The 18,902-nt window shown below is 31.0% G+C and carries 17 protein-coding genes; 5 read left to right on the forward strand and 12 right to left on the reverse strand.

Translation table 11 applies throughout. The annotated features are described in order from the left end of the window. Window positions 1-14: 14 nt before the first annotated feature. Genes AACQ14_RS03980 through AACQ14_RS04005 form a run of 6 tightly spaced genes read right to left on the reverse strand, consistent with a single transcriptional unit; the run spans window position 15 to window position 8,388 of the window. The gene (locus tag AACQ14_RS03980) at window positions 15-1,025 is read right to left on the reverse strand and encodes a sugar ABC transporter substrate-binding protein (RefSeq protein ID WP_339362277.1); all 1,011 of its coding nucleotides are present in this window, start codon (window positions 1,023-1,025) and stop codon (window positions 15-17) included. Window positions 1,026-1,061: 36 nt separating this feature from the next. After that, the gene (locus AACQ14_RS03985) at window positions 1,062-2,036 is read right to left on the reverse strand and encodes an ABC transporter permease (RefSeq protein WP_339362278.1); all 975 of its coding nucleotides are present in this window, start codon (window positions 2,034-2,036) and stop codon (window positions 1,062-1,064) included. Next, complete coding sequence (locus AACQ14_RS03990; protein WP_339362279.1) at window positions 2,026-3,531, reverse strand: sugar ABC transporter ATP-binding protein; 1,506 nt, start codon at window positions 3,529-3,531, stop codon at window positions 2,026-2,028. The genes AACQ14_RS03985 and AACQ14_RS03990 overlap by 11 nt, the downstream gene beginning before the upstream one ends. Window positions 3,532-3,546: 15 nt before the next feature. After that, window positions 3,547-5,019 carry a rhamnulokinase gene (locus AACQ14_RS03995; RefSeq protein WP_339362280.1) on the reverse strand — a complete coding sequence of 491 codons (1,473 nt, stop codon included), beginning with the start codon at window positions 5,017-5,019 and terminating at the stop codon, window positions 3,547-3,549. A 24-nt stretch (window positions 5,020-5,043) separates the two neighbouring features. Next, window positions 5,044-5,952 (reverse strand): glycyl-radical enzyme activating protein, encoded by a 909-nt coding sequence (locus tag AACQ14_RS04000; RefSeq protein ID WP_339362281.1) that lies wholly within the window; start codon window positions 5,950-5,952, stop codon window positions 5,044-5,046. A gap of 24 nt (window positions 5,953-5,976) precedes the next feature. Continuing rightward, on the reverse strand, window positions 5,977-8,388 hold the full coding sequence (locus tag AACQ14_RS04005) for a glycyl radical protein (RefSeq protein ID WP_339362282.1): 2,412 nt from the start codon (window positions 8,386-8,388) through the stop codon (window positions 5,977-5,979). A 280-nt stretch (window positions 8,389-8,668) separates the two neighbouring features. On the opposite strand from AACQ14_RS04005, the gene AACQ14_RS04010 reads away from it, so the two are divergent. Continuing rightward, a complete protein-coding gene (locus tag AACQ14_RS04010) occupies window positions 8,669-9,670 on the forward strand; it encodes a LacI family DNA-binding transcriptional regulator (RefSeq protein ID WP_339362283.1) in 1,002 nt (333 codons plus the stop codon). A gap of 59 nt (window positions 9,671-9,729) precedes the next feature. On the opposite strand, the gene AACQ14_RS04015 is transcribed toward AACQ14_RS04010, so the two are convergent. From AACQ14_RS04015 to AACQ14_RS04030, 4 genes are all read right to left on the reverse strand, one after another. Further along, window positions 9,730-10,779 carry a uroporphyrinogen decarboxylase family protein gene (locus AACQ14_RS04015; protein ID WP_339362284.1) on the reverse strand — a complete coding sequence of 350 codons (1,050 nt, stop codon included), beginning with the start codon at window positions 10,777-10,779 and terminating at the stop codon, window positions 9,730-9,732. 80 nt (window positions 10,780-10,859) lie between these two features. Further along, on the reverse strand, window positions 10,860-11,732 hold the full coding sequence (locus AACQ14_RS04020) for an AraC family transcriptional regulator (protein ID WP_339362285.1): 873 nt from the start codon (window positions 11,730-11,732) through the stop codon (window positions 10,860-10,862). A gap of 150 nt (window positions 11,733-11,882) precedes the next feature. Beyond that, window positions 11,883-13,496, reverse strand: a complete 1,614-nt coding sequence (locus AACQ14_RS04025; RefSeq protein ID WP_339362286.1) for a hypothetical protein — start codon at window positions 13,494-13,496, stop codon at window positions 11,883-11,885. Window positions 13,497-13,794: 298 nt separating this feature from the next. Then, window positions 13,795-14,286: a flavin reductase family protein gene (locus AACQ14_RS04030; protein WP_339362287.1), complete on the reverse strand. Its 492-nt coding sequence runs from the start codon at window positions 14,284-14,286 to the stop codon at window positions 13,795-13,797. Between the two features lie 442 nt (window positions 14,287-14,728). Here AACQ14_RS04030 and AACQ14_RS04035 point away from each other — a divergent pair, with 442 nt between their 5' ends. After that, window positions 14,729-15,721 (forward strand): diaminopimelate dehydrogenase, encoded by a 993-nt coding sequence (locus tag AACQ14_RS04035; protein ID WP_339362288.1) that lies wholly within the window; start codon window positions 14,729-14,731, stop codon window positions 15,719-15,721. 218 nt (window positions 15,722-15,939) lie between these two features. After that, window positions 15,940-16,845: a DUF362 domain-containing protein gene (locus tag AACQ14_RS04040; RefSeq protein WP_339362289.1), complete on the forward strand. Its 906-nt coding sequence runs from the start codon at window positions 15,940-15,942 to the stop codon at window positions 16,843-16,845. Between the two features lie 78 nt (window positions 16,846-16,923). Here the strand turns inward: AACQ14_RS04040 and AACQ14_RS04045 are convergent, their stop codons facing one another. Continuing rightward, entirely contained in the window at window positions 16,924-17,682 is a 759-nt protein-coding gene (locus tag AACQ14_RS04045; protein WP_339362290.1) for a transposase, read from the reverse strand. 70 nt (window positions 17,683-17,752) lie between these two features. Next, on the reverse strand, window positions 17,753-18,070 hold the full coding sequence (locus AACQ14_RS04050) for a DUF6951 family protein (RefSeq protein WP_339362291.1): 318 nt from the start codon (window positions 18,068-18,070) through the stop codon (window positions 17,753-17,755). A gap of 179 nt (window positions 18,071-18,249) precedes the next feature. Here AACQ14_RS04050 and AACQ14_RS04055 point away from each other — a divergent pair, with 179 nt between their 5' ends. Further along, on the forward strand, window positions 18,250-18,450 hold the full coding sequence (locus AACQ14_RS04055; protein WP_339362292.1) for a DUF5320 domain-containing protein: 201 nt from the start codon (window positions 18,250-18,252) through the stop codon (window positions 18,448-18,450). 31 nt (window positions 18,451-18,481) lie between these two features. Continuing rightward, window positions 18,482-18,835, forward strand: coding sequence for a DUF134 domain-containing protein (locus AACQ14_RS04060; protein ID WP_339362293.1), 354 nt, complete (start codon window positions 18,482-18,484; stop codon window positions 18,833-18,835). The last annotated feature ends 67 nt before the right edge of the window (window positions 18,836-18,902 follow it).

An 18,902-nucleotide genomic window follows, 5' to 3' on the forward strand; every position in this document is an offset into this window, starting at 1 on the left:
CATTTTTTAACTATTTAATCTGCAAATTGTTCACAATATTTTTTGTGTTCTTCAACATTTTCTTTTGTTATTAATTTTGCACCTGTATCAATATATTCTTGGGTATCTTCATCATTAATGATTTTCACCATATTTTCAACTCCTAGAATACCCATTTCTGCTGGATACTGAGCAACTGTTCCATACATGTCTCCTTTTTCAACTAGATTCAATGCTTCGCTGATAGCATCGAAACCTATAATCTTGATATCTTCTTTCTTTCCTGCTTCTTCTACTGCACGTAAAGCACCTATAGCCATTCCATCGTTGGAAGCAAATATCAAGCCAATATTAGGATTAGCACTTAATATGTTCTGAGTAGCTGTATATCCTTGGTCAACTTCCCAGTTTGCTGATTGTTCTGCAACAACATTCACATGTGAACCAGCTGCATCAAAGAAACCATTTCGTCTATCAGCTGCATTTTGCTGTCCCTCAATCCCTGTTAAGATAGCAGTTTCAATACCCTTTTCAAAGTTTTCAACTACGTATGCTCCAGCAAATTCTGCACCAGCATAATTATCTGTACCATAAAAAGGTACTTTTAATCCTGCTTCATCCAAAATACTTTGGTCAATCTTGGTATCAAGATTAATAACAGGTATTCCTGCCTCTTTACATTTTGTCAAAGCAGTAGATAATCCTTCTGAAGAACTTGGTACAATACATATTCCATCTACACCTGATGTAATCATATTCTCTACAATTGTTAACTGTGCTGCTGCACTTGCATGTTGATCAGCTGCTTGTACATCTAGCTTTATTCCTAATTCTTCTGCCTTTTGTTTTGCACCATTTACCATTGTAATAAAGTATTCATTGTTTAATGTCATAGGAACAAAACCTATAGTAATCTCTTTTTGTTTATCAGTAGTACCATTATCTGTTGATGGCTTTGATTCATCTTTAGTTGTATCTTTGCACCCCGCTAAAATAAATGTTACCAAAAAAATTGAAATAATTAAAGTTGATAATTTTCTTTTCATTGATAATCCTCCTTAAAATTATTTAAAGCTTATATATTATTCAGCTCTTCTCTCTTTTGCTTTGTCAAAGAAAACAGCTGTAATAATCGCTAAACCAATAATTATAGTTTGGTAATATACTGGAACATTCAATATTTGAAGACCACATTTTAACATTCCCAGTATTAATGCACCAACTAATGTATTACCCAAATTACCTTTACCACCTGACATTGCTATACCACCAATAACAACGGCAGCGATTGAATCAAGTTCATATCCTGAACCTGCATTAGGATCTGCATAAGATAATCTTGAAAGCAATAGGATTCCTCCTACAGCTGCGAAGATTCCAGAAATGACATATGAATAAACCTCTATCTTTTTAGTCTTGACTCCTGCTAATTTTGCTGCCTTTGCATTTCCACCAATAGAGTATATCCATCTTCCTAATCTAGTTTTAGTCATTATTGTCATCATTATGGCATAGAGGATAAAAACATATAGGACAGATATAGGCATTCCTAATATTTTGGTATTCATGATTGCTCTTAATCCTTCTGGAAAACCAGAGATAGGTTTACCGGAATTAACAACCATGGTTACCCCTCTTATTATTTGGAGAGAACCTAATGTAACAATAAATGCAGGTATCTTTCCATAACTTATCAAAGCACCATTACAAGCTCCAACAAGTATACCCATAACAATCAGCAGGATACAGACAACTCCAATAGGCATACCCGATTTTATTAATAATCCACCTAATATACCAACAAATCCAACTGTCGAACCCACTGATAAATCTATTCCACCAGTAAGAATTACAACAGATTGTCCTATAGCGATGACAGCAATAACTGAAGACTGTGTTATTACATTTTGAATGTTACCAAAGGTTAGAAAATTCTTTCCAGCCAACCTACATACAACAGTAAAAATTATCAAAATAGCTATAGCACCAATGTACAGCGTTAAAGATTGCAAGTCTATTTTTTTCATACTATCTTTTTCTAATACATTATTCTTCATTATTATTCCCTCCATACAAAGCACAAGATAATATGTCTTCTTGTGTTAGATTATCTTCATTTGGTAAAACAGCAGCAATCTCTCCTTCTCTCATTACCGCTACAGAGTCACACATTTTCAAAACTTCTACTAGGTCTGATGAGATCATGATTATTGAAGCACCTTTTTCAAGTAACTGTCTCATTATTTCATATATTTCATCACGTGCACCAACATCAATTCCTCTTGTAGGTTCATCAAAAATATATATATCAGAATCGGAATATAACCATTTCGCTATTACTACCTTCTGTTGATTCCCTCCTGATAAATTTTCTACTTTACTGAAAGGACCATTAGTTTTTATCTTCAATCTGCTGATAAATTCTTTTGTAACTTGTTTCATTTTGTCGTTACTTAATAGAACTCCACCTACTTTTTTAAGATTAGGTAATGCTACATTATCTAATACTGTATGCATTAGAATTAATCCCTCGTCTTTTCTATCTTCACTAAGATAAACCATTCCACTATCTATGGATTCTTTTATGCTGTTCCCTTTCAAGGTTTTACCCTTCAAAGTTATACTTCCTCTTTTAGTTTTGTAAGCCCCAATAATACATTTGGCTAGTTCGGTTCGCCCTGCACCAACAAGCCCAGCAATTCCTAAGATTTCGCCTTTTCTAAGTGTCAAACTAACATCTTTTATCAAATCTTTGTAATAAAGATTTTTCACTTCCAAAACAACTTCATCTTCTTTAAGGTGTTTATTTTCAATCTTTTCAAAACTTACTTTTCTACCTACCATCAATTTTGTTAATTCATCACAGTCAGTTTCTTTAAGATTAACAGTTGAAACATATTCACCATCACGCATAACTGTACATCTATCACCTATTTCAAACAGTTCACTCATCCTATGGGATATATAAACGATTCCAACACCTTCTGCTTTTAATTCATTTATGATTTCAAATAACTTAGCAGTCTCTTTATCAGTAATTGCAGCAGTAGGTTCATCAAGGACAAGAATCTTAACGTCATTGGATATAGCTTTTGCAATCTCAACCATTTGTTTTTGTGCTACACTTAGTTCAGATACTAATGTGGTGGGATCAACTTTCAATCCTATCAAATCCATATATTTTTTTGATTCTTTTATTGCTTTTTTCTTATCAATTAACCCATTCTTGGTAAATTCTTTACCAATATATATGTTCTCGTAAATAGGTACGCAAGGATTCAAATTAAATTCTTGATAAATAACACTTATCCCATTATCAATTGCCTCTTTGGGAGAACGAAATTCAACACATTCCCCGTTTAATTTAATTATTCCACATTCTTTTTTGTAGGCAGCTGATAATATCTTGATAAGAGTAGATTTCCCTGCTCCATTCTCTCCCAATAAAACATGAACTTCACCTGGTCTTACTTCAAGCCTGGCATCGTTTAATACTTTTACACCATAAAAGCTTTTTGAGATACTTTTCATTTCAAGTATATTCTCGTTCATACCATACTCCTCACTTTATACTAATTTAGAATACCTATCCACTATACTGTTATCTTCAATCTCAACTTGATATTCTTCTAAATCAATAGATTTTTTAACAATATCTCTCATATCCTTTAAAGATATTTCTTTTTCAAAATGCTTGATTTGAACAACAATATTGCCAAGAGATGTACTTTCTTTACTACAAGCAATAATTATTTTACCAGTTCTTTTTGCAGTTAATTCATTTACCACATTATTTTTGGAGCCGCCTCCTACAATAAATATCTCTTTGAACTCTTTTCCTATTACTTTTTCAAGACTATCTATCGTGTGAGCATAACAACAAGCCATTGATTCCTGAACTGCTTTTATTACAACACTCCAATTTAACTCACCATTATACTGGTTTGTTTCTACCAAATAATTATGTATTTCATTACCCATATGCTCTGGATTAAAGAATCTGATATTATTAATATTAATAAGTGGCACTTCACCTTTGTACATATCCGCAATGTTATTTATTTCTTCCCAAGAATTATCTCTTTTTGTAATTTCATCATATTCTTTTTTTATTCTCTGAATAATAAACATTCCTGCACTATTCTTCAATATGGTAATCTTATTGAATGCGCCTAATTCATTGGTCAAGTTACTTTCCAACACTTCTTTTGCAACTACCGGTTCATCTAATTCTGCACCTATCAATGACCAAGTACCTGAACTTATGAATGCAAAATTATCTTCCATTGACGGTATTGCAACAACTGCAGAAGCAGTATCATGGGAAGGTACAAGAATAACTGGAATATCATAATCAATACCTAACTCATCCCTAATTGAAGGAAGTAAATTACCTATAGTATCACCATGTACACCTATTTTATTAAACAACTCTTTTGGGATACCGAATTTATTACATACTTCCAAGCTGATATCTTTTGTAATAGAACTAAATAATTGTGTTGTACTTAACTCGCTAGGTTCATTTATCATTACTCCTGTCAACATATAGTTAAGAATATCTGGTATCATAAGCAGTTTATCAGCTTTCTCAAAAATATCTGGCATTTTTTCTTTTATTCCACTTAGCATGAATACGGAATTAATTTTGTCACATAGTATACCAGTGTCATAAAACATTTTATCCTTTTCATCTTGAGAAAGATTGTTCAATGATTTTTCACCGATGGTATTTCTATAACTTAATGGATTACTTAGCATATTTCTATCTTTATCGTACAATGCAAAATCTACACCCCAAGTACAAACGCCAATAGAATCAATTTTATCTACTTTTTTAAGCACTTCTTTTAAACTTTTTATAAAAAAATCGAATATTTTATGTAAATCCCAATAATAATAATCCTGTACTTTGTTCATACCATTGGACTCTTGTGCAATAACTTCAGTTGTAATTTTATTACCATCGTATTTACCAAGAACAACTCTATAAGAAGAATTACCACAATCTAACGAAATAATATTTTTGATAGTATTCATATTAACCTCCCTTGTATTTTTATGTTATAAGATTTTAACACGGAAATCATAATCTTCGAACATATAACTAATACACTGTAGATCACTTGTGGTTAATGACTTCATATCACCCATTTCGTATTTTCTTCCTAATCCTTCATACTTTGGCATTCCTAATCTGTGATAAGGTAAGAAAACAACTTCTTCAATATTATCTAATGTCCTGATAAAATCTAAAAACTGTTTTATTGAATCAGTATCATCATTACATCCTGGAATATAAGGATATCTTACAGATAATTTGCCTTTATAATTATTTGATAGCCATATTAGATTATTTATGATAAGCTTATTATCTTTACCTGTTAATTCCTTATGTTTCTCACTATTCATATGTTTGATATCATAGAAAATGTAATCAGCATAATTACATATTTCTCTTATATTCTTGTTATCTATATATCCACAAGTTTCTACTAAAGTGGTGATATTATATTCTTTTAATATTTTGCTGCACTCTTTTATGAATCTACTATAGAATAATGGTTCTCCTCCGCTGAAAGTAATACCACCACCTGACATCTTATAGTACTCTATATCTTTTAGAACTTCCTTAATTACTTCATCAACACTCATATCTAAACCAACTACACATCTTGCATTATTGACACAATAATCAACGCATCTTTCACAGTAATTGCATAGACTAGCATTAGTTATGAAACCAAACCCTTCTCTCAAATCTATAGCTTTTTGATTACATATTTCTATGCATTTGCCACAATTAGTACATGGAGCTTTTTTAAACAATATTTCTCTTCTAAATTCTTGGGATTCAGGATTAGCACACCATTTACACCTTAACTCACAGCCTTTTAGAAAGACTACTGTTCTAATACCTTTACCATCTTCTGTTGCAAATCTTTCAATATTAAAAACTCTTGCCGTCTCCATATATTTCAGCTCCATAACTTAACATTATATTTCTAATTCCGTTCTATTAATAACATCCAACTGAACTTCCGGTACTAATGTAGTAAACAGCGCACTATAACCAGATACTCTTACCATTAGGTCATTATATTTTTCTGGATTTTTCATTGCTTCTTTGTATATCTCACCATTAACCACATTAAATTGAATCTGCTGTCCGTAGTTATTAAATAGTACTTTTACCATATCAATGATTCGTTGTCTATTTTCTTTTGTTGCAAGTGCTGATTTGGTAAGTCTCATATTGAATATTGCACCTTTTTGGAACCATATACTAGGCAGCTTAGCTATTGAATTACATGCTGCTGTTGCACCATTTTTTTCAGAACCATTAGCAGGAGATATTCCATTATTGACTGGTTCTCCGCTCTTCCTTCCATCAGGAGTTGCTCCTATACACCTTCCAAAAGCAATGTTTCCAGTAACAGGACTCTGACTATATGAATAACAGCAAGGTACAGGTCCTTTTCCATATTTTGAACTTTTATAATCATTTCTGTATGAAGAGCCTATGAAGTCTTCTAATTTAACTACCCAATTGTCAACAATATCATCATCATTACCGAATTTAGGAGCTTTATTTTTTAACATTAATCTTATTTCTTCTCCTTTTGGTGTAGTGTCATTATCTTCAAAATTAGTTTTAAGTGCATATAATAACTGTTCTATAGTAATTAATTTTTTGTCAAAAACAATAGTATCAATTGCTGCTAAGGCATCACCAGCACTAATGGTTCCTGCTGTTGGTCCTCCATCTGCCGAATATAGTGAACCACCTTCAACAAGATCTAATCCCCTGCCAATACAATCTTCAACTAGAGAAGCTCTGAATGCGTTAATATCATTAAGTACGTGAATCTCATCGTTGATATGTTCAGTAATTACCTGAAGGTCCATAAAAAACTTAAGCATTTGTATATATTCATTAAATATTTCTTCTGCTGATTCACAGTCTCTAATGTCCTTAGTAGTTTTCTTAAACAATTTTCCTGTTTTTGGATCAACACCATTGTTCAATGTTATTTCTAATATTTTTTCAACATTTAACCAAGGTCCTTTTGCAGCAAAATCCCATTTACCAGGTATTGAAGCTTCGATACAACCATCTGGCGACCAATCTACCAAATCTTCTTTTGCTATACCCATATTTTCTAATGTCCTCATAAATGCCTTATCATTGTAAAATGCTGGCTGACCTCCTTGATGTACCATAACCGCTTCCAAAGCTTTTAGCATAAATTCGTCACTGGTCTTATCAAACCATTTTACTGAAATAGAAGGTGTAAATAATTTCACATCTTGACATGCCTCAACACATAGATATGAAACGTCATTTACTGCATCTTCGCCATCTACTGTCTGACCTCCTATAGCTAAATTAATGAACATTTGATATCCTAGAAAAAATTCTGAGTCTGGCCATGAACGAAGTTTATTAAGCTCATTACATTTGATAAAAAATGCTTCAATAATTTCTAATCCTTCTTCTCTTGTCAATGTACCTTTTTCTATATCATTTTTATAAAACGGATAAACATATTGATCGAATCTGCCTAAGGAAATAGCATGACCATTTGATTCTAGATGTACTGCCAGTAATATTAAATAAATACTTTGAACTGCTTCATGAAAAGTTTTTGCTGGATTTAAAGGAACATTTCTACATATATTTGCTAATTTTAATAATTCTTTTTTCCGATTGTCATCTTCTATCTTATTTGCTTTCATCTCACATTGATCAGCAATTCGATTAGAAAAATTAACTACTGCTTGGTTTCCTTTTAAAGCCCCTTCCAAAAACCACTTTTTCTTTACATTTCCAGGTTCTTTCAGGTCTAACTCAGATATTCTTTTCTCAATCCTTGCTATCACATCTTTTAGACCTTTTTTCAAAACCAAATTATAATCTACAATGACATTACCTAATCCTGCCGCCGATACCCAAGTGTCATCAATTATACCTGCATCCCAAGCTTCATTTATCTCCCTATGAAGAGTTTTCCTCAAATTCTCATATAATGATTTACCTTTCCAATAATCAATACATGTAAGAATCTCTTGTTTTGTTTTCTCTTCATAATAGAATTTGTCTCCAGGTCTTTCATTAAAATAATATGGATTACCACTAAACTCTTCTATCAACCATTCATATGAATATTCTGGATAGATTGGTGATGATTTGGGCCATTTGGCTTGATTACCTACAATGATTTCATCATCTGATATAACAATTGACATCTTATCCAATACCTCATAGAATGCATCTGCTCTTCTTATGGCAATAGGCAATCCTTCAGATTGTTTCATTGAATCAGTAAAAATAACACATCGCTCAGAACAAATCTTTGGCTGAGTGTCAAATAATCTTTTTCTCAACTTTGTTATTCTATCATTCATATAATCAGCACCTTAATATGTATTTTGTGTTAATGTAACTTGTTACAATTATTATTATATGCTCATTCAAATGTATTGTCAACAGTTTATTGTGTATTATCACATATTATTTTATTGACACCTAAATATTTTATGCATTTAGACTAATGATATACTGAATAATTCTATTTTAATTGTAATTATTATCAATAATTCAAAATTCCTCAAATCGACTTGCATTATCACTATTTTTATAGTAAACTTGTTACATAACAAGAAATTAATAGGGATGATGATTAAATTGAGTAGTAATGAAAAGAAATATTTCGGTATTAGAGACATAGCAAAAATAGCAGGTGTTTCAACAGCAACTGTTTCAAGGGTTATCAATTCGCCTGATTCTACATCTGAAGCAGTTAGGAAAAAAGTAATGGCAGTTATTGAAGAATATAATTATGTTCCAAATCAGATGGCAAAAAATCTATTTTCCAAAACTTCAAATTCAATAGCCATTTTTGTATATGATATGGAAAATCCTTTTTTTACATCTTTAGTAAAAAAACTTAATAATATTGCCTTCAAAAACAAATATACTCTATTAATCTGTGATACTGAGAATAATATTGATAAAGAACGAGAGTATCTGAATTATTGTAAAAGCATACGCACTTCAGGAATAATACTTACTGAAGGAGTTAATTATGATCTTTATTCATCTGACAGTCAGCAGACTATTGCATGTTTGGATAGATCAGCAGATACCAAATTTTCAACTGTACGTTCAGATAATGTGAAGGGTATTAGGATGTTAATTGATTATTTATATAATCTTAATCATAGAAAAATTGCTTTTGCTGGTGCTATGGATGAATTTCAGACAGCAACGGAGCGTAAGAACAGTTATATCAAATCATTAGAATCTCATGATATACATATTAATGAAGATTATATCTTTACTGGTCACTTCAATTATGAAACTGGAGTTAAAGCACTTAATTATTTTTGGTCACTTAATGAAAAGCCAACCGCAATTGTATGTGCTAATGACCAAATAGCAAAAGGACTTATTATGGAAGCCTATAAACTAAATATTTCTGTTCCAGATGATTTATCAGTTGTTGGTTTTGACGGGATTGTTTCACCATATTTCTATCCAAGAATTACAACCATTGAACAAAACATAAAAAAAATAGCTAAGTCATTATTCAAAGCTATAACTTCAAAACCATCTAGTCCGGTTCATGATATAATTGATGTTTCAATTGTAATCGGAGAATCTTGTAAGAAGATTGATTTAGAATAAAATAGAATCTGTTTAGCTATACTTCACTTACAGCTAAACAGATTCTATTTATATTAATCTTATTCTCCTCTGCATACTCTTGCAGTCTCTACCATTGCCAAATACCCTTCAATAGGTACGTAGCTTGGAATTGAGTTTCCAGAACCTAGAGCAAATCCTTTATGGTCTACTGAATAATTGATAACATTTTTAACATACTTTCTTATTTCTTGTTCACTACAGCGGCATAAGACATCTGTATCTACCCCGCCAAAATTACCAATTATATCTCCATATTTCTCTACCCAAACTGAGAATGGAGCTATCTGATCTTCATTGGAATGTTTAGCATTGATTTTTGCTACATTAATAAGATCATCCATAACGTCAAAGATTTGTCCACATGAATGTAGTAAAAAAGGTTTATTATAAGAATGAACTGCTGCAATTATCTTTTGATATTGAGGTATTATATTATTTCTGATATCATCTGCAGATATTAAAGTTTGACTTTTGAATCCTAAATCATCACCAAATCTACATACAGCATAGATATCTCCAAACTCTTTCAAAAATCTTTCCCATATGGCAAACATAGTCTTACCAACTGTACTAAACAAGTCCTTATAGAGTTCTGGGTCGTCAATTGAGATATAACATAATTCAGTATATCCCACTAGATCTTGAACACATTCAAAAACTCCGTTACCTGGTCCCCCTATTGCTTTCATACCTTGTGGCATTTCTTCTCTCAACAACTTAAAATCATCTGAAAAAGCATCAAAAAATAAATCTGGTATTTCTCCCCAAGGATATTTATTAAAATCATCTCTTGTCTTAATAACACCAGGCTGGTGGTTTCCTAATGCACCACTACCAGGCATTATCTGTCCTATACATCTTTCCATGGATACTGTATCATATCCCATTTCTTTGAAGAAATTTGTGTAGTTTCTCATATATTCTCTTTTATCAGCTATATTTCCATTTAGTAATTCAACAAATTCTTTATTAAGAATCTTTTCCATTCTTTCATCTGAAATAATATGCTCATATAGTGGCATTCTTGCAGGCTTAACATTATTTGCTGCATTCAATATATTATTATAATCTGGAACGAACTTACTCATATTGATTACCTCCCATTTTAATCTATAGTTCCTAACTATAGATTAACTCAACAGGCGATTAAAATATATCTACTTTTTGCTTAATTCTTTGCAGTTTTTGCTTTTTTTATTTTACTAGGTGAATATCCTCTAATCCGTTTATATACACGGTTGAAACTAGATACATTATTATACCCTACTTCATAAGCGATTTGAGATATATTCATATCTTTCGAAAGCAAAAGCTTCTCAGCCTCACATACCCTAACAAAATCAATGTATTCTTTATAATTCCTCCCAGTAGCTTTTTTGAAGAATCGAGAGAAATGATAATAACTTTTATTAACCATAGATGCGGCTTCTTCCAACGTTATATTCTCTTTGTAATGGAGTTCAATATATTTGAGCAAAGGATTAATTTCTATTAATTCATTTTCTTTGATAGTTGGTTGGAATAATCTTATATTATCATTTCTTATCAATATGGCAATCATTTGATAAATATATCCCTTTATAAATATCTCATATCCGATTTTTTTATTAATGAATTCGTTATATGCCCCCATAAATAAATCAATTAATTCATCCGTACTTTGAAATACTCTTGTAGAATCATCTTTATACTTATTCGAGCTTTGTAAAAAGGTAATTATATATTTGGATTCGTAAATATTAGATATGTTACTTATCATTTCAGGTAAGAACTTTACAACTAATATTTTAGTCTTATCCTCCGCAGCACACCATGTACCATGAATATCTCCATTATTTAATAGAATTATATCATTAACATTAACTTTTAAAACCCTATCATTTATCTGTTGCAATGCTGTACCTTGAATCATGTATAGTATTTCAATACAATCATGCCAATGAGGCTTAACAATAATATTTGATTTTTCATTGTCTTGGATAAATATTTCTACTGGAAAAGGTAATTCTGGTGAAATCAAATTTTCTTTGTAAGGTTTCATGATATGATTCTCCTCAAACAATATATATATTATTTTTAATACTTTCCAACTTCCTTGTGAAATGGTTTCTATTAATATGATACATTATGCCAGCTAATCTGAAAAGAGTAAAATCCAGCCATAAGCTGGATTTTACTCTTTTCACAATTATTATGGTGCAACATCAAAGGGATTAGCGTATATTCTTGGGAATTCTTTCTTTTGTGTATATGTCAATATACCTTTATTAGCAGTATCTAGTGTACCATCTGAGTTAATAGGAATTATTTCTCCAGTGACTTCATATGACATGGTATCTTTTGTAAGATGTATCCTTGTTCCTTCATAACCATTTTCTGAAAACCAACTTGGCAACACATATTTATTGGTTTCACTATAAGATTCTATCTCTGTTTCATTAACACTTGAAGTGTCAATATACTGTTTATTTCTCTTATAACCAGCACTTAATGATATGAAGTTCTTGAATTTTGCTAGCAAAGAAGTGGACATTTTCTTATTAGTTATTTTCGTCTTTTCCGTTGTTGAACTTACAGTCACATCTCTTGCTATTTTTACAGTTTGAGTGGATCCTGGTAATACTGGGTCTCCCAACTGTTCTCCTGGTAATGAAATTGAATCATAAGCATTTTTAAGAGGACTTTCAGTTACAACGAATTTATAATATTTATTATCCTGATATATTATTTCTTCAATACCACTTGGAACTAGATGAACAGGCTTATTAAGAATAAAATCGTTTGGACCGTCAACTTTCCAAGGAACAACTACTCCCTCTACTACAGGCCAATAGAACTTGTAATTAACAATGGTATTGCAATTAGGATCATATTTTTTATAATAACCATCTCTAACTACTAAATCCCACATATTTCTTCCACAATGTCCTGAATGTCCATTTGCAAGATTAACATGTACTATTTCATTATCATATTCTTCTGGAGGGTCTTCTATAAAAGGTAAACGCATATCACATCCACGAATCTCTTTACCACAGTATCCACAAGTATAAATTGAACTATGTGGTCGTTTATGTTTATATGTGTTATATACTGAGGTATATCCTATATGTTCATTACTTGTTGCTCCATCTACAATAATTTCTGCTACTACATCGTATACATAATAATTAGTGAAAGTGTAGAAATCGGCTGAGTTACAGCCTTTGAAATTAGGCAGATTAGGAACAGTGTAACTTTTTGTATATTGACTTTCTACTTTATTCACACGTGTATTCTTATTAGTTATAGTATATCTTCTATCAAATGAGAAATCTGCTGAAAAACTAAAAGCTGTAAAGGACTTTAATACATTTTGTATAGCACTAGTGATTTTATCATTATTTGCGGAACTTAGACCTAATCCAAAAGAAAAAGCATTATTTGATGATTTAGCTTTAGACATAGCAACAGTTTTTTGGTATATACTATTTTGAGTTGTAGTGCTTGTCTGCCCATTTGCCATGGATTTTATTCTTTTCAATCCAGTGTATGGCAAACTATTAGTTTCTTCTTCATTCAAAGTAGCACTGATTATCTTTAATTTGTTAGCTTTATTATCAATATAAAATGTTTCATATGTACCAGGTAACGCTATACTTTTTGGTGCATTGTAACTACTTTTTTCAATAAATTGATTACTTGCTTGGTCTAGTGTAAAGTATATTGGCTCGTTATCACTCTCTGCGAACGCTATGTTACTAAAAGGTGCTAATACTAATATAATACATAATACAGTTGAAGCAATCTTTTGTAAGTTTTTCATTATTTCCTCCTTTTATTCCATAAAAATAACCTGTGAAAGGTTTCAATTTTTAAATTATAAAGAGATCTCTTTAATTGATTTTAGCATAACAGTTAGATAATTACAATATTTTATTAATATTGTGTCATTTATATACAAAACAAAACATTTTCTAAGATTATTTTTATAAATTACTTTAAATTAATAATATAATTTTTATATATTAACAATATTTACCTAAAATAAAAAAGCACCAATTTGGTAAAATATCATAATAATCTTATCCAAACTTATAGGTGCTTTTTTTATAGAATATGTATTAAATTAAATCCAACTTGGAATAGTCTATACTTCCATCTTCATTTACAATGTTTTCATCTGCATTAATATTTTCAATTTTTCCTATGAACATTTCATGTGAACCTGTCATTATTGAATCAACAACAGTACATTCAATATTTACTGGACAATCTACTAATATAGGTGCATTAACTTTGCTGGCATCAGCTGTTTTTATATTCATCTTAGCTAATTTATCTTCGTCTCTTGCACTTACGCTGCCTAAATAATCAAATTCTTTCTGATAATCTTTTGTTGGTAAGTTTACAACAAAACATTTAGTATCTTTTACCATTTGGTATGAATATCTTGATGGAACAATTCCAACCATAACCATTGGTGGATCATAGCTGCAATTACCACAATAAGCAACAGCAAGAGCATTATCTTTACCATCTTTATCTCTACAAGATACTAATACCTTAGGTGCAGGTTGTAAACTGGATTTTGTTATGAATTGTTTTTTCTTCATATTATAATAACTCCTTTTCTAATTAAAATGCGTAAATATTATTTTACTTTAACTATAATGTTACTCCTTAAGATATTTATTGTCAATTTGTATTTTATCCATAATTTCTCATATTATATAAGCTAGATTTATTCAAATAGGTAGCTAGTTATTTAACTTCGTTATATTAGTTACAATATTATTATATTTTTGGCAGATTTACTAGTTAAATAATACCAATTAATAATTGATATTGGATGTCATTATTTAAATTTTACTAATTTGATAATTGAAATAATTGCAGGAAATAAAATTTTTTATTTACTTTTATAGTTTATCATTGTATAATTTTTTATAGAAGAAAAATGACTATGTTGCATTTTTTTAGTGAAGCATCATATGTCACAAGCAATCAAGTCTGCTACGTTTATATAAATAATTTACATAAATCAAGGAGGTACATATGAAAAACATAATTAAAATTGGTATTGTTGGATACGGAAATCTAGGAAGAGGCGTTGAATTTGCAATTAAACAGAATCCAGATATGCAATTGGCTGCTATTTTTACAAGAAGAGACCCAAAAACTATAGAAGTTGCTGATAGTAGTGTAAAAGTATTATCTATTGCTGATGCAGAGCAATATAAAAATGATATTGATGTATTAATTCTTTGTGGTGGTTCAGCTACAGATCTTCCTGTACAAGGTCCTCAGTTTGCAAAGATATTCAATACAGTTGATAGTTTTGACACTCATGCTAAGATTCCTGAATACTTTGAAGCAGTTGATGAAGCCGCAAAATCAAATAATAATTTAAGTATTATTTCTGTTGGATGGGATCCAGGTTTATTCTCAATGAACAGATTATTATCCCAGTGTGTTCTACCTGAAGGTAATGATTATACTTTTTGGGGTCGTGGTGTTAGCCAAGGTCATTCTGATGCAATCAGAAGAATAGACGGTGTACAAGGTGCAGTTCAATACACTATTCCTATTGATAGTGCTTTAGAGAAAGTTCGATCTGGTGAGAATCCTGAACTTACTACTCGTGAAAAACATATTAGAGACTGCTATGTTGTAGCAAAAGAAGGTGCTGACAAAGCTAAGATAGAAAATGAGATTAAAACAATGCCCAACTATTTTTCTGATTATGATACTAATGTTACTTTCATTAGTGAAGAAGAATTGAAAGCTAACCATTCAGAAATGCCTCATGGTGGATTTGTAATACGCAGTGGTAAAACTGGAGAAGATAACAAGCATAATCAAATCATTGAATTCTCATTAAAATTAGATAGTAATCCTGAACTTACTGGAAGCGTTTTAGTTGCTTATGCACGTGCTATTCATAGATTGAGTAACGAAGGGGCTATTGGAGCAAAAACTGTTTTTGATATTCCACTAGCTTACTTATCACCTAAATCTGGTGAAGAATTAAGAAAACAACTACTATAATTCTATAGAGCATAAAAATAGTACTTGTTTTAATATTATATAATAATGTCTTTTTATAGAAATACTGTAATCTTCATTAATTGATTACAGTATTTTTTTTACTATCATATATTTTATTATGAATAAAATACATTTATTTACAATAACTTGTATACTTGTGAATAAATACCATCAAAGGCGCAAATAATAATCTAAACTTTATGTAAAAGGGTGATTATATGCGTCAAAGAAAAAGAATGTCTTCAGATGTTTCAATAACTCGTAATGCAAATGAAAGTCAGGCTATAACAGAAGGGCTTAATAATATTACTGCCAATCAATTGATTAATAATAATGATGTTGTTGTTATAACACCTAATTGGGTTAACCTAGATAAACCTAATCCTGCATCAGGAGTTGTTGTTGGAGGAGAAAGTCTTAGAACTATTATACAATATGTCAAAGGCTCTAATCCAAAAAAAATTATTATTGCAACAGGCTCTGGTGGTCAAGCTACTGGGGATGTGATGAAAAAGGTTGGCTATGATCAAATAATCCAAAGCGAAGGTGTAGAGTTTGTTGATTTGAATTATGGTCCATATACTACTATAAGTCTTAATAATGAAAGACCTTCCTCAACAAAAATTAATCAAATAATAAATGAAGCTACAGTTCTTATTTCTTTCACACAGCTTAAGCATCATGAATCAGCTACAATGTCAGCATGTATAAAAAACATTGCACTAGCATGGCCCCCAGCAGAAATCCATGGTTACCCTAAAAAAGCTCTTGGAATACATGATAATATTCACAGCTTCATAACAGCCATGGCAGAAGCTGTTCCTATAGATATATCAATCTTAAGCTGTAACCCTACAATGATTGGAACAGGTCCAACTGGTGGAGTTCCTAGACATACTGAGCTTGTTGTCTGTGGAACAGATCCTGTTTCTGTAGATACTATCGGTGCTAGATTCTTAGGTTTTAAAACTGAGGCAGTTCAGTACTTAGATAAATGCGATAGACTAAAAATTGGAGTGACTGATCTAAAACAAATGAATATGACTGGCCTGGATTTAGTTAGTGCTGAGCAGCACTTCAGCAAGACTGTTTATGGCGAAACAATAGCTATAGATAGCAAATAAAAGGATTAAACCATACTGTGAAAAAAATAAAGGACTTACACCTAATAGCTTCAGCTATCTTGTACTAGTCCTTTTTAATTATCCTATCTTTGTTGCATTTTCAATTATTCCTCTGCCTAATCCTAATACTCTGCTTAACTGCCTGATACTGGCACCAGTTTCTTTTCTAATCTGAAATATCATCTTATCTCGATTACTTTTAGATATATTATTAATGTCTTTTATATCATATTTTACTTCTAACTGGTCCTTTAATTCATTATCAGTTAACTTTGTTTTGTTATAATACTCAAGACATTCATCAGTATTAGGTTTAATCATATATTCTTCAAATTTTTCTATGTTATTAAAGTAATTAAGTATGTTGTCTGTATCTAATTGTACATTATCACCGTAATACTTATCAATATATTTGTTGTAACTGCTCCAAATATATACAGAAGGCGATTTTATAATATTTGCTTTCACAGGATTTTGATGTATGTATCTCGCAACCTTCAAGAGATAATTTTCACTTTCTACTACCTCACTTTTATACCTGTTTTCAAATAAATGTCCTGATCTACCATACTTATTGTTATGCCACTGGACATAACTTACTGTTATTCTTTTAATACTATTACCTATCTCTTCATTCTCTTTGATTAATAGATGTACATGATTATCCATAAGACAATAAGCGTATAAAGAAAATCCTCCTGATTGTTTGGCTTTCAGTAACGTATATAAGAATTTCTCTCTGTCTTCATCATCTAAAAAGATATTACGCTTGTCTATTCCACGTAACATAATGTGATATATACCTGACTTGCTTCTTTCTCTTCTTTGTCTCGCCATTTGACATCACCATAACAAATATATCATATTTACTGTAATGTGTCAAAAGAAACGTCCCCTAGTCATATACTTACTCCTTAGTAATATCCATTTCTACTTTTTGGGGCAAAGCTAACCCACATTCAACTTCAATACCTTTTAATATTGCAGTTGGTATTGGACATGATGGATGCTTACAGTATTTTTTAGACAGGTCAAATACCTTAGATTCACCAAATGTTCCAAAAACTTCACCAAAACCATCTACTCCCATAAGCTCTTCACTCACATTTTTAAAATTAGGACATTCTGTTTCAATAATAATATTTACATTCTGCATATCTTCTGATTTGATGTGGATAGTTGTATCAAAGCCACATATTCCTGGTTTTACTCTTACATTTGCCAATATATTATCCTCCTCTGCTTTTATGGTTATTCATTAATTATAGTTTCTATACAGATATATTTCTATCAAATATTTGTTATTTATATAATTATTTTAATTTAGTTATTGACATATGCCCAAAACGTGTTATAATTTGATTATGAGCATATGCCCATTACAAAATGAAAGGAGCGATAATTATGCCAAGAATGGATGGAACAGGTCCACAAGGTAATGGACCACTAACTGGAAGAGGTTTAGGAAGATGCAACGATGGTAAAAGTAAGAATATTGGTGGTAACGGAATAGGTTTTAATAGAAAAAGATGTGATAGACTATTCTTAAGAAGAAGAAACAGAGGACGTTTCTTTAACAATTCAACAGATAACGATAATAATTAGTAGTCTATGTTTTCTAGAAATAACTTATTAGGTGGTGATTAATATTCCTAGACCAAGAAAAAGAAGAAGAATAGGCTGTAGACCACAGTTTCAGAGTTTTGGACCTCATGGTCCTAACTGCAATAAGGAAATCATCAATCTTAAAATTGAAGAATATGAAAGTATTAGATTGATGGATTTAAAAAATCTTGATCAATCTGCATGTGCAGAACTAATGGGTATTGGACGTTCAACTTTTCAGAGAATATACAAAGAAGCTAGAGGAAAAATAGCTGATAGTATTGTTAATGGAAAACGTATAATTATTGAAACTGAAGATTTTGACCACCCAGGCGGAAAAGGTCACTGCCATAGACATTTCCAAGATAATAATCAAGATAATTAATTTTAAAGGAATCTGGATAATACATTTTGGGAATGACTACAAGTTTTGGAAGATAGACTAGGTACAT

The organism is Vallitalea maricola, assembly GCF_036985595.1.
GTDB classification, from domain to species: Bacteria; Bacillota; Clostridia; order Lachnospirales; family Vallitaleaceae; genus Vallitalea; species Vallitalea maricola.

Coding starts and splice junctions, on each gene's coding strand:
- AACQ14_RS04055 (WP_339362292.1), top strand. CDS start 18,250: ATGCCAAGAATGGATGGAACAGGTCCACAAGGTAATGGACCACTAACT.
- AACQ14_RS03980 (WP_339362277.1), bottom strand. CDS start 1,025: ATGAAAAGAAAATTATCAACTTTAATTATTTCAATTTTTTTGGTAACA.
- AACQ14_RS04005 (WP_339362282.1), bottom strand. CDS start 8,388: ATGAATGATAGAATAACAAAGTTGAGAAAAAGATTATTTGACACTCAG.
- AACQ14_RS04040 (WP_339362289.1), top strand. CDS start 15,940: ATGCGTCAAAGAAAAAGAATGTCTTCAGATGTTTCAATAACTCGTAAT.
- AACQ14_RS04015 (WP_339362284.1), bottom strand. CDS start 10,779: ATGAGTAAGTTCGTTCCAGATTATAATAATATATTGAATGCAGCAAAT.
- AACQ14_RS03990 (WP_339362279.1), bottom strand. CDS start 3,531: ATGAACGAGAATATACTTGAAATGAAAAGTATCTCAAAAAGCTTTTAT.
- AACQ14_RS03995 (WP_339362280.1), bottom strand. CDS start 5,019: ATGAATACTATCAAAAATATTATTTCGTTAGATTGTGGTAATTCTTCT.
- AACQ14_RS04030 (WP_339362287.1), bottom strand. CDS start 14,286: ATGAAGAAAAAACAATTCATAACAAAATCCAGTTTACAACCTGCACCT.
- AACQ14_RS04035 (WP_339362288.1), top strand. CDS start 14,729: ATGAAAAACATAATTAAAATTGGTATTGTTGGATACGGAAATCTAGGA.
- AACQ14_RS04000 (WP_339362281.1), bottom strand. CDS start 5,952: ATGGAGACGGCAAGAGTTTTTAATATTGAAAGATTTGCAACAGAAGAT.
- AACQ14_RS04025 (WP_339362286.1), bottom strand. CDS start 13,496: ATGAAAAACTTACAAAAGATTGCTTCAACTGTATTATGTATTATATTA.
- AACQ14_RS03985 (WP_339362278.1), bottom strand. CDS start 2,036: ATGAAGAATAATGTATTAGAAAAAGATAGTATGAAAAAAATAGACTTG.
- AACQ14_RS04020 (WP_339362285.1), bottom strand. CDS start 11,732: ATGAAACCTTACAAAGAAAATTTGATTTCACCAGAATTACCTTTTCCA.
- AACQ14_RS04045 (WP_339362290.1), bottom strand. CDS start 17,682: ATGGCGAGACAAAGAAGAGAAAGAAGCAAGTCAGGTATATATCACATT.